The 14,836-nt window shown below is 68.1% G+C and carries 11 protein-coding genes and 2 pseudogenes; 6 read left to right on the top strand and 7 right to left on the bottom strand.

What is annotated here, in order from left to right:
• Positions 1–80: 80 nt before the first annotated feature.
• Positions 81–1,283, bottom strand: coding sequence for a lipid-transfer protein (locus BST10_RS12765; protein WP_083038134.1), 1,203 nt, complete (start codon positions 1,281–1,283; stop codon positions 81–83).
• Positions 1,280–1,723 carry a Zn-ribbon domain-containing OB-fold protein gene (locus BST10_RS12760; protein ID WP_083038228.1) on the bottom strand — a complete coding sequence of 148 codons (444 nt, stop codon included), beginning with the start codon at positions 1,721–1,723 and terminating at the stop codon, positions 1,280–1,282. Before BST10_RS12760 ends, BST10_RS12765 begins: the two co-directional genes overlap by 4 nt.
• A gap of 96 nt (positions 1,724–1,819) precedes the next feature.
• Between BST10_RS12760 and polA the strand changes: the two genes are divergently transcribed.
• Positions 1,820–4,558: a DNA polymerase I gene (polA, locus tag BST10_RS12755; protein WP_083038132.1), complete on the top strand. Its 2,739-nt coding sequence runs from the start codon at positions 1,820–1,822 to the stop codon at positions 4,556–4,558.
• 109 nt (positions 4,559–4,667) lie between these two features.
• Here polA and BST10_RS12750 read toward each other — a convergent pair whose 3' ends face one another.
• The gene (locus tag BST10_RS12750) at positions 4,668–5,804 is read right to left on the bottom strand and encodes a PrsW family intramembrane metalloprotease (protein ID WP_371869101.1); all 1,137 of its coding nucleotides are present in this window, start codon (positions 5,802–5,804) and stop codon (positions 4,668–4,670) included.
• A 171-nt stretch (positions 5,805–5,975) separates the two neighbouring features.
• On the opposite strand from BST10_RS12750, the gene rpsA reads away from it, so the two are divergent.
• Together rpsA and coaE are read left to right on the top strand one after the other, a co-directional pair.
• A complete protein-coding gene (gene rpsA, locus BST10_RS12745; protein WP_013828741.1) occupies positions 5,976–7,415 on the top strand; it encodes a 30S ribosomal protein S1 in 1,440 nt (479 codons plus the stop codon).
• Positions 7,416–7,431: 16 nt separating this feature from the next.
• The gene (coaE, locus tag BST10_RS12740; RefSeq protein ID WP_083038129.1) at positions 7,432–8,550 is read left to right on the top strand and encodes a dephospho-CoA kinase; all 1,119 of its coding nucleotides are present in this window, start codon (positions 7,432–7,434) and stop codon (positions 8,548–8,550) included.
• Between the two features lie 16 nt (positions 8,551–8,566).
• Here the strand turns inward: coaE and BST10_RS12735 are convergent, their stop codons facing one another.
• Positions 8,567–8,989: a hypothetical protein gene (locus BST10_RS12735; RefSeq protein ID WP_083038126.1), complete on the bottom strand. Its 423-nt coding sequence runs from the start codon at positions 8,987–8,989 to the stop codon at positions 8,567–8,569.
• 44 nt (positions 8,990–9,033) lie between these two features.
• Positions 9,034–9,573, bottom strand: coding sequence for a ribonuclease FAU-1 family protein (locus BST10_RS12730; RefSeq protein ID WP_083038124.1), 540 nt, complete (start codon positions 9,571–9,573; stop codon positions 9,034–9,036).
• Positions 9,574–9,680: 107 nt separating this feature from the next.
• Here BST10_RS12730 and uvrB point away from each other — a divergent pair, with 107 nt between their 5' ends.
• Positions 9,681–11,861 carry an excinuclease ABC subunit UvrB gene (gene uvrB / locus BST10_RS12725; RefSeq protein WP_083038122.1) on the top strand — a complete coding sequence of 727 codons (2,181 nt, stop codon included), beginning with the start codon at positions 9,681–9,683 and terminating at the stop codon, positions 11,859–11,861.
• A 58-nt stretch (positions 11,862–11,919) separates the two neighbouring features.
• A complete protein-coding gene (locus BST10_RS12720) occupies positions 11,920–13,359 on the top strand; it encodes an MFS transporter (RefSeq protein ID WP_083038120.1) in 1,440 nt (479 codons plus the stop codon).
• Positions 13,360–13,386: 27 nt separating this feature from the next.
• Here BST10_RS12720 and BST10_RS12715 read toward each other — a convergent pair whose 3' ends face one another.
• Together BST10_RS12715 and BST10_RS12710 are read right to left on the bottom strand one after the other, a co-directional pair.
• Complete coding sequence (locus BST10_RS12715) at positions 13,387–14,022, bottom strand: hypothetical protein (RefSeq protein WP_205277386.1); 636 nt, start codon at positions 14,020–14,022, stop codon at positions 13,387–13,389.
• 83 nt (positions 14,023–14,105) lie between these two features.
• Positions 14,106–14,546: pseudogene (locus tag BST10_RS12710) on the bottom strand (transposase); the annotation flags it as partial.
• A gap of 130 nt (positions 14,547–14,676) precedes the next feature.
• On the opposite strand from BST10_RS12710, the pseudogene BST10_RS12705 reads away from it, so the two are divergent.
• A pseudogene (locus tag BST10_RS12705) lies at positions 14,677–14,836 on the top strand (IS256 family transposase); the annotation flags it as partial.

The raw sequence follows: 14,836 nt of genomic DNA, 5'->3' as shown, positions 1-14,836 counted from the left end.
CCTACCGCGAAGGTGCGTAAATCCGGCCCAAACGTCGGCGTGTCGATGGGGGACACGCACGCTCGCGCGAATGGTGATCGCTAGCGGGCGACGATCACCGACGAGCCGTGCCCGAACAGCCCCTGATTGGCGGTCACACCCACGGTGGCGCCCTCGACCTGCCGGCCGGTAGCGGTGCCGCGCAGCTGCCAGGTCAGCTCGCACACCTGGGCGATGGCCTGCGCCGGGATCGCCTCACCGAAGCAGGCCAGCCCGCCGGACGGGTTCACCGGGACGCGACCACCGATCGTGGTGGCGCCGCTGCGCAGCAGCTGCTCGCCCTCACCCTTGGGGCACAGGCCCAGGTGCTCATACCAGTCCAGCTCCAGTGCGGTGGACAGGTCGTAGACCTCGGCCAGGCTGACGTCCTCCGGCCCGATACCGGCCTCGGCGTAAGCCGCGTCCAGGATCTGGTCCTTGAACACCCGCTCCGGCGCGGCCACCACCGCGGTGGAATCTGTTGCGATGTCAGGCAATTCGGGCAAGTGCTGCGGGTACTGCGGGGTGACGGTTGACACCGCCCGCACCGACGGCACGCCGTCGAGCGACCCCAGGTGCTTGCGCGCGAACTCCGCGCTGGCCACGATCAGCGCCGCCGCGCCGTCGGAGGTGGCGCAGATGTCGAGCTGGCGCAGCGGGTCGGAGACCACCGGGCTGGCCAGCACGTCTTCGACCGCGGACTCCTTGCGGTAGCGGGCATTCGGATTGGACAAGCCGTGCCGGGAGTTCTTCACCTTCACGCTCGCGAAGTCCTCGGAGGTGGCGCCGTAGAGGTCCATCCGGCGGCGCGCCAGCAGCGCGAAGTACACCGGGTTCATCGCGCCGATCAGGTGGAACCGCTGCCAGTCCGGGTCGTTTTTGCGCTCACCGCCGACCGGGGCGAACGCGCCCTTGGGGGTGGTGTCGGCGCCGATCACCAGCGCGACGTCGCAGAACCCGGCCAGGATCTGGGCGCGGGCGCTCTGCAGCGCCTGCGAACCCGACGCGCAGGCGGCATAGCTCGACGACACCGGAACGCCGTTCCAGCCCAGCTTCTGGGCGAACGTCGAACCGGCGATGAAACCGGGATAGCCGTTGCGGATGGTGTCCGCGCCGGCGACCAGCTGGATCTGGCGCCAGTCCAGGCCGGCGTCGGCCAGCGCGGCGCGGGCGGCGACCACGCCGTACTCGGTGAAGTCACGGCCCCACTTGCCCCACGGGTGCATGCCCGCACCCAGGATGTAGAGCGGCTCGGGAGTGCTCATGCGCCCACCTTCTTCCACGCATAGACGGTGCGCGTCACGCCGTCGTCGTCGGTGTAGAGCGGCATGGTGGTCAGCTCCATCTCCATCCCGACCTTCAGGTCCGCGGCCAGCGTTCCCTCGACGACCTTGCCCAGCACGATCAGGCCTTCGTCGGCCAGCTCCACCGCGGCGATCGCGAACGGCTCGAACGGCTCGCTCGGCGGGTACGGCGCCGGCGGCAGGTACCGGTTCTCGGTGTAGCTCCAGATGGTGCCGCGCCGCGACAGCGCGACGGGTTCGAGCACATCGCCGTCGCAGGCGGGGCTGGGGCAGTTGTTCTCACGCGGCGGGAACACATAGGTGCCGCACTGCGGGCATTTGGCGCCGATCAGGTGGGGGAGGCCGGCGTCGTCGGTGGCGTACCACCCGTCGATGGCCGGCTGCGAGGCTACATCTGGCACCAGGTCAGCGTACCGAACCACGACCGCAAAACTGAAACGTGTTGCAATTCCGCCGGGGCCGACGGCCGCGCCCACCGGGTGCATAGAGTTGTCTCCGTGAGCTCAGCCAAGACCGCCCCGACCGACGCTGCGCAAGAAACCCAGACCAAACCGACGCTGTTGCTGCTGGACGGAAACTCGCTGGCCTACCGGGCCTTCTACGCCCTTCCCGCGGAGAACTTCAAGACCCGCAGCGGCCTGACCACCAACGCCGTCTACGGATTCACCGCCATGTTGATCAACCTGCTGCGCGACGAGACACCCAGCCACGTCGCCGCCGCGTTCGACGTGTCACGGCAGACGTTCCGCTCCGAGCGCTACCCGGAATACAAGGCCACCCGCTCGTCGACGCCCGACGAGTTCCGCGGCCAGATCGACATCACCAAGGAGGTCCTCAATGCGCTGGGGATCACCACCTTGTCCGAGCCCGGCTATGAGGCCGACGACCTGATCGCCACGCTGGCCACCCAGGCCGACGGCGAGGGCTACCGGGTGCTGGTGGTCACCGGCGACCGCGACGCACTGCAACTGGTCAACGACAACGTGACCGTGCTCTACCCCCGCAAGGGGGTCAGCGAGCTGACCCGGTTCACCCCCGACGCCGTGCTGGAGAAGTACGGCCTGACCCCGGCGCAGTACCCGGATTTCGCGGCGCTGCGCGGTGACCCGAGCGACAACCTGCCGGGCATCCCCGGGGTGGGGGAGAAGACCGCCACCAAATGGATCGCCGAGTACGGCTCCCTGGAAGGACTGGTCGACAAGGTCGACACCGTCAAGGGCAAGGTCGGAGATGCGTTGCGCGCCAACCTGTCCAGCGTGATCCTCAACCGGGAGCTCACCGACCTGGTGCGCAACGTGCCGCTGGCCCAGACACCGGACACGCTGCGGCTGCTGCCGTGGGACCGCGAACAGATCCATCAGCTCTTCGACGACCTCGAGTTCCGGGTGCTGCGCGACCGGCTGTTCGAGACGCTCGCCACCGCCGAGCCGGAGGTGGAGGAGGGCTTCGAGGTGCGCGGCGGCGCTCTGGAGCCGGGGACGGTGGCTTCCTGGCTGGCACAGCATGCCGCGGACGGCCGCCGTGCGGGACTGGCGGTGATCGGCACCCACCGCAGCTACGACAGCGACGCCACCGCCTTGGCGATCGCCACCGCCGACGGGGAGGGCGGCTACGTCGACACCGCCACCCTGACCGCCGACGACGAGGCGGCGCTGGGCGCCTGGCTGGCCGACCCGGCTAGACCCAAGGCGCTGCACGAGGCGAAGCTGGCCATGCACGACCTGGCCGGGCGCGGCTGGACGCTCGACGGTGTCACCAGCGACACCGCGCTGGCCGCCTACCTGGTCCGGCCCGGCCAGCGCAGTTTCAGCCTCGACGACCTGTCGGTGCGTTACCTGCGCCGCGAACTGCGTGCCGAATCCGATGAGCAGCAACAACTCTCGCTGCTCGACGACACCGACGGGATCGATGACCAGGCGGTGCAGACCGCGATCCTGCGGGCCCGCGCCGTCACCGATCTGGCCGACGCGCTGGATGCCGAACTGGCCCGCATCGACTCGGGCGGCCTGCTTGACGACATCGAATTGCCGCTGCAGCGGGTACTGGCCGAGATGGAGTCCGTCGGCATCGCCGTCGACCTCGACCACCTCGGACAGCTGCAGAGCCGCTTCGGCGACCAGATCCGTGACGCGGCCGAGGCCGCCTACGCGGTGATCGGCAAGCAGATCAACCTGGGTTCGCCCAAACAGCTGCAGGTGGTGCTCTTCGACGAGCTCGGCATGCCCAAGACCAAGAAGACCAAGACCGGCTACACCACCGACGCCGACGCGCTGCAGTCACTGTTCGACAAGACCGGCCACCCGTTCCTGGAACACCTGCTGGCCCACCGCGACGTCACCCGGCTCAAGGTCACCGTCGACGGGCTGCTCAAGGCGGTGGCCTCCGACGGGCGGATTCACACCACGCTGAATCAGACCATCGCCGCCACCGGCCGGCTCTCCTCGACCGAGCCGAACCTGCAGAACATCCCGATCCGCACCGAGGAAGGCCGGCAGATCCGCAACGGCTTCGTCGTCGGCTCAAACGACGACGGGGCCTACACCGAGCTGATGACCGCCGACTACAGCCAGATCGAGATGCGCATCATGGCGCATCTGTCGAAAGACGACGGCCTGATCGAGGCGTTCAACACCGGCGAGGACCTGCACTCGTTCGTCGGCTCACGGGCGTTCGGCGTGCCGATCGGCGAGGTGACCGCGGACATGCGGCGCCGGGTCAAGGCGATGTCCTACGGCTTGGCCTACGGCCTGAGCTCCTACGGGTTGTCGCAGCAGCTCAAGATCTCCACCGAAGAGGCCAAAGAGCAGATGGACGCCTACTTCGACCGGTTCGGCGGGGTGCGCGACTACCTGCACGACGTCGTCGAGCAGGCCCGCAAGGACGGTTACACCTCGACGGTGCTGGGCCGGCGGCGCTACCTGCCGGAGCTCGACAGCAGCAACCGCCAGGTCCGCGAGTCCGCCGAGCGGGCCGCGCTCAACGCCCCGATCCAGGGCAGTGCGGCCGACATCATCAAGGTGGCGATGATCGACGTCGACCAGGCCTTGAAGGCTTCCGGCCTGCGCTCGCGGATGCTGCTGCAGGTGCACGACGAGTTGCTGTTCGAGGTCGCCGAGGGCGAGCGCGAGGAGCTGGAAAAACTGGTGCGCGCTCAAATGGGCGGCGCGTATCAGCTGAGCGTCCCGCTTGAGGTCGCGGTCGGCTACGGGCGGTCCTGGGACGCTGCCGCGCACTGACGGCTTGTCGCAACCGACAACAGGCGAGGTGTTCGTCGAGTGTGCGGTTTGGCAGGCAAATTCGGCCGAACGCGTGCCAAAACGCACACTCGGCGCGGAATTGCGGGAGCTACCGGCGGACGAGCACCGGCGAACGGTAACCGGCCATCACCTGCAGCACCGGTGCCGCGGCCCGGGCCGCCACCACCCCGTGGGCGTCCTCGTGCTGGCGGGCGAACACCTCGGGATCGCCGAAGCCGCGGTCGATGCGGTCCCGCACGAACGCCAGCTCGACGACCTGGGCGGCGAACTTCTTGACGCTGCGGGCGGCCGGCTTGCCACCGATACGGCGCGCCTCGCGGATCGCGTGCTTGCGGGCCCGGATCGAGCCCAGCCAGGTCTCCTCGTTCGGGCTGATCAGCCCGCCCATCACCATGGCGGGCAGCTTGGTGGAGACCAGGTGTTGCTCGTGCCGGCGACTCACCGCGCCCAGCACCACCATCAGCAGGAACACCGGGACCATCCAGAACAGGTAGGTGGTCAGGAAGTACCGGGCGCCGCCCATCGCCAGCGACGCGTTCCACAGGGCGTGCATGCCCACCGCCCCCAGGTACCCGAGCAGGATCACGAACGCCTTCGACCAGAACCCGCGGCGACGCAGCGCGAAGAACACCCCGATGCCGGTCATCGTGGTGAACAGCGGGTGGGCGAACGGCCCGACGACCAGCCGCGCGATGGCCACCGCGGCCATCTTGGCCGGCGAGTCGGCGGGCGCGATGTAGACGATGTCCTCCATCCAGGCGAATCCCACCGCCGCTACGCCCGCGTAGACCATGCAGTCGGTCAGCGAGTTGAGCTCATGGCGCCGGCGGCCGGTCAGCATGATCAGCAGGAACAGCCCCTTGGCGGCCTCCTCGATGAACGGCGCCTGGATCGCGGCCATGTCGAAGGTCTTCGACACCAGCGGCCGCACCGTGGCCACCGAGGAGCCGAACGTCTCCAGCCCCACCGCCAGCACCACGGCGACCGACGCGCCCCACAGGAAGGCCAGCTGCAGCAACCGGCGTGGTTCGGGTTCCCAGCGGTCCAGCCAGCGGTAGCAGAGCAGCACCACCAGCATTGACATGCTGGCCAGCACCAGCGCGGTGAGGGTGCCGGCCGGGTTGGCCGCGGTGAAGAACAGCAGCAGCAACGCGGTGAGGACGCTGAGCAGGACGATGACGTACAGCGGCGCTCCGACCTTGCGGCGGTTCCGCATCTGGGGCATAGCGACGCAGCTTAGATGTTATGACCACCGGTTTGTCCAGCGTGCAACGCGTCGAGTAGCCTCGACAGGTAGTCCTCGGCCAGTTCTAGCAGGGTCGTCGGCCACCGCATGCCTGGCATGCGTGATATCACCTGTCCCTACGACCACAACTTGTCCGGAGCAACCCAACACATGCCAAGTCCCACCGTCACCTCGCCGCAAGTAGCCGTCAACGACATCGGCTCGGCCGAGGATTTTCTCGCCGCCATCGACAAAACGATCAAGTACTTCAACGATGGCGACATCGTGGAAGGGACGATCGTCAAGGTTGACCGGGACGAGGTCCTGCTCGACATCGGCTACAAGACCGAAGGCGTCATTCCCAGCCGCGAGCTGTCCATCAAGCACGACGTCGACCCCCACGAGGTGGTGTCCGTCGGTGACGAGGTCGAGGCCCTGGTCCTGACCAAGGAGGACAAAGAGGGCCGGCTGATCCTGTCCAAGAAGCGCGCCCAGTACGAGCGCGCCTGGGGCACGATCGAAGAGCTCAAGGAGAAGGACGAGGCCGTCAAGGGCACCGTCATCGAGGTCGTCAAGGGCGGCCTGATCCTCGACATCGGGCTGCGCGGCTTCCTGCCCGCCTCGCTGGTGGAGATGCGCCGGGTCCGTGACCTGCAGCCCTACATCGGTCGCGAGATCGAAGCCAAGATCATCGAGCTGGACAAGAACCGCAACAACGTGGTGCTGAGCCGCCGCGCCTGGCTGGAGCAGACCCAGTCCGAGGTGCGCAGCGAGTTCCTCAACCAGCTGCAGAAGGGCGCCGTCCGCAAGGGCGTGGTGTCCTCGATCGTCAACTTCGGCGCGTTCGTCGACCTGGGCGGGGTGGACGGCCTGGTGCACGTCTCCGAGCTGTCCTGGAAGCACATCGACCACCCGTCCGAGGTGGTTCAGGTGGGCGACGAGGTCACCGTCGAGGTGCTCGACGTCGACATGGACCGCGAGCGGGTTTCGTTGTCGCTCAAGGCCACCCAGGAAGACCCGTGGCGGCACTTCGCCCGCACCCACGCGATCGGCCAGATCGTGCCGGGCAAGGTCACCAAGCTGGTGCCGTTCGGCGCGTTCGTCCGCGTCGAGGAGGGCATCGAGGGCCTGGTGCACATCTCCGAGCTGGCTGAACAGCACGTCGAGGTGCCCGACCAGGTGGTCGCGGTCGGCGACGACGCCATGGTCAAGGTCATCGACATCGACCTGGACCGCCGCCGCATCTCGCTGAGCCTCAAGCAGGCCAACGAGGACTACACCGAGGAGTTCGACCCCTCGAAGTACGGCATGGCCGACAGCTACGACGAGCAGGGCAACTACATCTTCCCCGAGGGCTTCGACGCCGAGACCAACGAGTGGATCGAGGGTTTCGACAAGCAGCGCGCCGAGTGGGAGGCCCGCTACGCCGAGGCCGAGCGCCGGCACAAGATGCACACCGCGCAGATCGAGAAGTTCGCCGCCGCCGAGCACGCCGAGCCCCGCTCGGGTGCCAACGGGTCGCACCGCGACGAGGCACCGGCCGGCGGCTCGCTGGCCAGCGACGAGCAGCTCGCGGCGCTGCGGGAGAAGCTCGCCGGTAACAGCGCCTAGGCACGCGGCAACGCAGATGCTGCGTATCGGGCTGACCGGCGGGATCGGCGCCGGCAAGTCGACGGTGTCGGCCGCCTTCAGCCGGTTCGGCGCCGTCGTCGTCGACGGCGACGTCATCGCCCGTGAAGTCGTCGAACCCGGCACCGAAGGCCTGGCCGCACTGGTCGAGGCCTTCGGGCCGGGGATCCTGTTGCCCGACGGCGCCCTGGACCGCCCGGCGCTGGCCGCGATCGCCTTCAGCGACGACGACAAGCGGGCGACCCTCAACGGCATCGTGCACCCGCTGGTGGCGCGGCGCCGCAGCGAGCTGATCGCCGCGGCAGGCGAGGATGCGATCATCGTCGAGGACATCCCGCTGCTGGTCGAGTCGCAGATGGCGCCGATGTTCCCGCTGGTGATCGTCGTGCACGCGGACGTCGAGACGCGAGTAACCCGACTCCGCACCCACCGCGGCATGCCCGAGGCGGATGCGCGCGCCCGCGTGGCCGCACAGGCCACCGAGCCGCAGCGCCGGGCGGTCGCCGACGTCTGGCTGGACAACTCCGGGGATCCCGACGATCTGGCGGACCAGGCGCTGCAGTTGTGGCAGCAGCGCATCGAGCCGTTTGCCCACAACCTGGCGGCCCGCCGCACCGTGTCGTCGCCGTCCCAGCCGGTGCCGGCCGACCCGACCTGGCCGGATCAGGCGCAGCGCATCATCGCCCGGCTGCAGACCGCCTGCGGGCACCGGGCGCTGCGCATCGACCACGTCGGCGACACCGCGGTGGCCGGGCGCGACGCCCGCGACGTCATCGACATGCAGGTGACCGTGGAATCCCTGGCGGTAGCCGACGAGCTCGCCGAGCCGCTGCTGGCGGCCGGCTACCCCCGGGTCGAGGGGGTCATCGCCGACAGCGCGCTCACCGACGACGATCCAGCGTTGTGGGAGAAGCGGTTTCACGCTTCCGCTGACCCGGGACGGCCCACCCGCATCCAGCTGCGGGTGGACGGCCGGCCCAACCAGCGGTTCGCCCTGCTGGTTCCGGCTTGGCTGGCGGCCAACCCGGAAGAGCGTCTCGCCGACGCCGACGATCTCGACGAAGGCGCCTACCGGCGGGCGTGGGCGTGGGCCGACGACACCGGCTGGCGTCCCTAACGGGTTTAGCGGCCGGTCAGGCCATGCTGCTGATCAGCGCGCCGCAGAGCATCGCGCCGTTGCGCGGGTCGCTGCTGTCTTTCCAGGTGGTGACGAAGCGGTCGCTCTTCACGGCCACGATGTCATCGACGTGGATCTCGCAGTGCACGTTCGCCGACGACGGCCAGCGCAGCCGGATCACCATGCCCGCCTTGCTCGGGTCGGACAGCACCGCGTTGGCCTGGAAGGGCGCCCCGAAGCCGTCGATGTCACCGCTGGCGGTCTGATTGTCATTGAGCATGAAGGTGACCACGCTGCCGGTGGTCCACGCGTCGACCCGCGCGATGTAGGTGACGTTGTGCAGCTCGTCGGCTGCGGCCGTCGCCGGGATCAGCTGACCGCACCCCAACAGGGCCGCGGTCGTCGCGGTGGCGACACCGATTCGCAGGTTGGCGTTCATCTTCTCGAGATTACCTAACCAACAGCCGGCGGTGTCGCGGTTGACTAGGGCGCTCCCGGCGGCGACCCGGTGAGACCGTCGCTGACCGGCCAGGACACCGGCATTCCCAGGCCGGTCAGCCAGCGCTGCAGGTCGTAGCCGTTGCCGGCCAGGCCATCGACGGCGGCGACCGCCCGCATCACCGCCCGCTCGGCGTCGTCCTGGGTGAGCAGGCCCTCCCGCACGGCGACCATCAACTCGTCGACGTCGGTGAGCTCGACGCCGCGGCCGGTGCGCACCACCAGGTCCAGATAGTGGTCCCGGGAGCGCCACTGCTCCGGTCCCGGGGTGTAGTCGCCGACGTCGAGGTAGAAGTCCTGGTCGCGTTCGTGGCCTGGGTTGAAGTGGAAGATCGTCGCGCGCAGCCCCAGCTCGGGGAGCAGCCACGACTCCAGGTAGCGGAACTGGGCGCGCCCCGGGGTGGGTCGGGCCAGGTAGAGACCCCACGGCTGCACGGTGTAGACGTCGACGGCGCGCACCACCCCTTTCGGGTCGGTGTTGGTGTTCGCGACCAGGTCAAAAGTCTCGTGCTTGGGTGGATGCACCGTGCCTCCTTCTTGCCGCCAACGTGCGTGTCCCCCGTCCGACGCGCCGTGTCGGGACCGGAAGCACGCACGCTCGCGTTGTCAGACACCCGGCCTACTCTGGGTTCGTGGCTTTCGCAACCGAACACCCCGTCGTCGCGCATTCGGAGTACCGGCCGCCCGCCGACGCCGTCGAAGGCATCGTGCGGGCCGGCGGCCGTTTCGAAGTGGTCAGCGACTACCAGCCCGCCGGTGATCAACCTACCGCCATCGCCGAGCTGGACCGGCGCATCACCGCGGGGGAGAAGGACGTGGTGCTGCTCGGCGCCACCGGCACCGGAAAGTCGGCCACCGCGGCCTGGCTGATCGAACGGCTGCAGCGGCCCACCCTGGTGATGGCGCCGAACAAGACGCTGGCCGCGCAGCTCGCCAATGAACTACGAGAGATGTTGCCGCACAACGCCGTCGAGTACTTCGTCTCCTACTACGACTATTACCAGCCGGAAGCCTACATCGCCCAAACCGACACCTACATCGAGAAGGACAGCTCCATCAACGACGACGTGGAGCGGCTGCGCCACTCGGCGACCTCGAGCCTGCTGTCCCGGCGCGACGTGGTGGTGGTGGCGTCGGTGTCGTGCATCTACGGTCTGGGCACCCCGCAGTCCTATCTGGACCGCTCCGTCGAGCTGCAGGTGGGCTCGGAGGTGCCGCGCGACGGGCTGCTGCGGCTGCTGGTCGACGTGCAGTACACCCGCAACGACATGGCGTTCACCCGCGGCTCGTTCCGGGTGCGCGGCGACACCGTCGAGATCATCCCCTCGTATGAGGAGCTGGCCGTGCGCATCGAGTACTTCGGCGACGAGATCGAGGCGCTCTATTACCTGCATCCGCTCACCGGGGACGTGGTCCGCAAGGTCGACTCGCTGCGTATCTTCCCGGCCACCCACTACGTGGCCGGCCCGGAGCGGATGACGCAGGCCATCTCCACCATCGAGGAGGAGCTGGCCGTCCGGCTCGACGAGCTGGAGCGCCACGGCAAGCTGCTGGAGGCGCAGCGGCTGCGGATGCGCACCAACTACGACATCGAGATGATGCGCCAGGTCGGGTTCTGCTCGGGCATCGAGAACTATTCGCGTCACATCGACGGTCGCGGCGCCGGCTCGCCACCGGCCACCCTGCTGGACTACTTCCCGGAGGACTTCCTGCTCATCATCGACGAGTCGCACGTCACAGTGCCGCAGATCGGCGGCATGTACGAGGGCGACATGTCGCGGAAGCGCAACCTGGTGGAATTCGGGTTCCGGCTGCCGTCGGCGTGCGACAACCGGCCGCTGACCTGGGAGGAGTTCGCCGACCGGATCGGGCAGACGGTCTACATGTCGGCCACCCCCGGCCCCTACGAGCTCAGCCAGGCCGCCGGTGAGTTCGTCGAGCAGGTGATCCGCCCGACCGGCCTGGTCGACCCGAAGGTGGTGGTGAAGCCGACCAAGGGCCAGATCGACGACCTGATCGGCGAGATCCGGCAGCGCGCCGAGGCCGACGAGCGGGTGCTGGTGACCACGCTGACCAAGAAGATGGCCGAAGACCTCACCGACTACCTGCTGGAGATGGGGATCCGGGTGCGCTACCTGCACTCCGAGGTCGACACGCTGCGCCGGGTGGAGCTGCTGCGGCAGCTGCGGCTCGGCGACTACGACGTCCTGATCGGGATCAACCTGCTGCGGGAGGGCCTGGACCTGCCGGAGGTGTCGCTGGTGTCGATCCTGGATGCCGACAAGGAGGGCTTCCTGCGCTCCACCCGCAGCCTGATCCAGACCATCGGCCGGGCGGCTCGCAACGTCTCGGGCGAAGTGCACATGTACGCCGACAAGATCACCGACTCGATGCGCGAGGCCATCGACGAGACCGAACGGCGCCGGGCCAAGCAGATCGCCTACAACGAGGCGAACGGAATCGACCCGCAGCCGCTGCGCAAGAAGATCGCCGACATCCTCGACCAGGTGTATCGGGAGGCGGCCGACAGCGAAACCGTCGAGGTCGCCGGCTCGGGGCGCAACGCCTCGCGCGGGCGGCGCGCGCAGGGGGCACCGGGACGGGCGGGCCAATCCGTCAGCGCCGGGGTGTTCGAGGGCCGCGACACCAAGAGCATGCCGCGCGCCGAACTGGCCGACCTGATCAAGGACCTCACCGAACAGATGATGAACGCAGCCCGTGACCTGCAATTTGAGTTCGCCGCACGAATCCGCGATGAGATCGCCGACCTCAAGAAAGAATTGCGGGGTATGGACGCCGCCGGAATCAAGTGACGCGCCAGCATGGGGACCGTTTTCGCGTGTCATGGCGATCCGTGATTGACTGCAAGCGGTGGTGGATCTGACTGAAGCGGTGACGACCGAATCCGCTATAAACACCGGCAGCTGGCGTGAGCTGCTCGGAAGGCGCTACTTAGGCACTTCAGCCGTGCTGGCCGGGGGCGTGGCGCTCTACGCCACCAACGAGTTCCTGACGATCAGCCTGCTGCCGAGCACGATCAAGGAGATCGGCGGCGAACGGTATTACGCCTGGGCCACCACGCTGTATCTCGTCGGGTCGGTGATCGCGGCCGCCGCAGCCAACCCGGTGCTGGTTCGCATCGGTTCCCGGTTCGCCTACCTGCTGGGCGTGCTGGCGTTCGGCGTCGGCGCTGTGGTGTGCGCGATAGCACCCCAGATGGAGATCCTGCTGGTCGGCCGCACCCTGCAGGGCATGGGCGGCGGCCTGTTGGCCGGGCTGGGTTATGCACTGATCAATGCGGTCCTGCCCAGCTGGCTGTGGACCCGCGCATCGGGGCTGGTCTCGGCGATGTGGGGTGTCGGCACCCTGGTGGGGCCGGCGGCCGGTGGCCTATTCGCCCAGTTCGGCATTTGGCGGTGGGCGTTCGCCATCATGGCGGTGCTGTCCGGAGTGATGGCTGTGGCGGTGAGCGTGGTGCTGCGTGCCAGCCGCGGCGGCCAGCAGGACGATGCGATGAAGGTCCCGGTGCGCTCGCTGCTGTTGCTGGGGGGCGCCGCGCTGGTGGTCAGCACCGCCCAACTGCCGCACAGTCTCATCGGGGCCGCCAGTCTGCTGATCGCGGGCGCGGTGCTGTTGGGCGTGTTCCTGGTGGTGGACCGCCGCTCGTCGGCGGCTGTGCTGCCCCCCAGCGCGTTCCACCCCGGCCGGGAGAAGTGGATCTACCTGACGCTGGGCGTGCTGATGGCCACCACGAAGGCCAACCTGTACATCCCGCTGCTCGGGCAGCGACTGGCTCACCTGCCGCCGGTGATGGCCGGATTTCTGGGTGCCGCCCTGTCGACCGGCTGGACGATCAGCGAGATCGCCAGCGCCTCGGTCAGTAAGGTGCGGGTGATCATCGGGCTGGTGATCAGCGGGCCACTGGTGATGTCGGGCGGCCTGGCGGTGGTCGCCTTCGCCCGGATGAGCAGTTACAACCCGACCGCGGTCGGCGCGATCTGGGCGCTGGCGCTGCTGGTCGTCGGTGTCGGTGTCGGTGTCGGCTGGCCGCATCTGTCGGCATGGGCCATGAGCTGCGTCGATGACCCCGCCGAGGGCGGTACGGCCGCCGCCGCGATCAACACCGTCGCGCTGATCGGCGGGGCATTCGGCGCGGGTATCGCCGGCCTGGTGGTCAACACCGCGATGAGCTCCGGCCTTCCGGCGGCCCGCTGGCTGTTCGCGATCTTCGCTGTCATGGCCGCCCTGGGTTGCGTGGTGGCCTATCGGGCCGCCCGCGGCGCCGATCCGGTGGTCGGCCCCCACGTCTGAGGGGTTGATGCGGTGGTTCCAGCGGGATCACCGGGTGGCCTTGATGACCTGGGAGAAGGTGAACTGCCAGCGTTCGACGACGTGGAAGCCCAGCTGGCGCAGCACCTGGCCGTCGGGGGTGCGGGCGAACCGGGTGCCCGACGGCAGCTTGACGGCGACCTGGTGGGCCGGCAGCGATCGGTCGTGATCGGTGATCGTCCAGATCGTCGAGCACCGCTCGAGCTCGTCGGTCAGCGCCCACACCGCCAGATGCCCGTCCCAGAGCCGGCCCAGCTGCTGCCGGTGCGGGCCCCGGCCCGGGTCTCGCAGCTTGGCGAACGTCTCGGGCCGACCGGCGGGCAGTGCCCGGATCGGGCCGGGCAACCACCTGGTGGTGTTGTCGATCAGTAAGCAGTCCCCGGGCCGAGCGTGCGCGTCGATCACGTCGGCCACCGCACTGTAGTCCCAGCCCTCTTTGGTGTAGCGATCACGTTGATTGGCAACATAATTGGGTGCTGCGGCGATCATCAGTACCGTCATGGCGCCGATGATGGCGCGGCGAGGCCGGGCGAGTGTGGTCACGGCGATGTGCAACGCGAGGGCCAACGTGATCGCCATGGCGGGCGCCGTACTGATCAGGTAACGCGGATAGTAGACGGGTTTCACCATCACCGAATAGGCCACGGTGGCCACGGTGGGGATGACCAGCCAGGGAGCCTGTCACGAATTCTGTGTAAGTCAGAGATGATTTGACTACGAGTTGTAGTCTAGCACAACGGGATTCGACCGGGGAACAGCCTGGCGAGTGTGTTGAGTGCCACGGTCCAGTTGTGGGTTCCGGTCCCGGAATAGCCTCCTCTCTCGCTGGAGATGTTGCGCAGCCCGAGGTACAGCAACTTCATCGCGGCGTCCTTGTCCGGGAAATGGCCCCGGTTCTTGGTGATTTTGCGCAGCTGGAAGTTGATCGACTCGATGGCGTTAGTGGTGTAGACGATCTTGCGTAGCTCCACCGGATAGTCCAGGAACGGCACGAATTCTGGCCAGGCGCCCCGCCACACGTCGATCGCGCCCGGGTACTGGGTGCCGAATTGCTGATCGAACTCCTTGAGTGCCAATTCAGCGCCATCGACGGTGGGCGCGGTGTAGATCGTCCGCATCGCGGTGGCGACCTTTTTGCGGTCCTTGTAAGACACGAACCGCATCGCGTTGGGGCGTGTCATTCCATCTGTGTAAGTCCGAGGTGGTCCATCATCGGACCGCCGTTGGGGCGGACAGAAGGAGTGTTTTGTGACCAAGTCCACGAAGGCGCCGGCTCAGGACAAGACGGCGGCCCGACGGTTGGCGGAGGCGTTCAGCGCCGACACACTGGATTCGCTGATCGCCGATGCAGTGAAATCGGGGACCCCGATCGACGGCGCGGACGGTTTGCTCAACGAGCTGACCAAGGCCGTGCTCGAGCGTGCCCTGAATTCGGAGTTGACCCATCACCTGGGTTACG

Source organism: Mycolicibacter algericus DSM 45454 (assembly GCF_002086455.1).
In the GTDB taxonomy this organism is placed as follows: domain Bacteria; phylum Actinomycetota; class Actinomycetes; order Mycobacteriales; family Mycobacteriaceae; genus Mycobacterium; species Mycobacterium algericum.
Note: the sequence above shows the minus strand (reverse complement) of the source record. Positions and strands in the feature narration are given on the sequence as shown.

Coding starts and splice junctions, on each gene's coding strand:
- BST10_RS12765 (WP_083038134.1), bottom strand. CDS start 1,283: ATGAGCACTCCCGAGCCGCTCTACATCCTGGGTGCGGGCATGCACCCG.
- BST10_RS12750 (WP_371869101.1), bottom strand. CDS start 5,804: ATGCCCCAGATGCGGAACCGCCGCAAGGTCGGAGCGCCGCTGTACGTC.
- coaE (WP_083038129.1), top strand. CDS start 7,432: ATGCTGCGTATCGGGCTGACCGGCGGGATCGGCGCCGGCAAGTCGACG.
- rpsA (WP_013828741.1), top strand. CDS start 5,976: ATGCCAAGTCCCACCGTCACCTCGCCGCAAGTAGCCGTCAACGACATC.
- BST10_RS12735 (WP_083038126.1), bottom strand. CDS start 8,989: ATGAACGCCAACCTGCGAATCGGTGTCGCCACCGCGACGACCGCGGCC.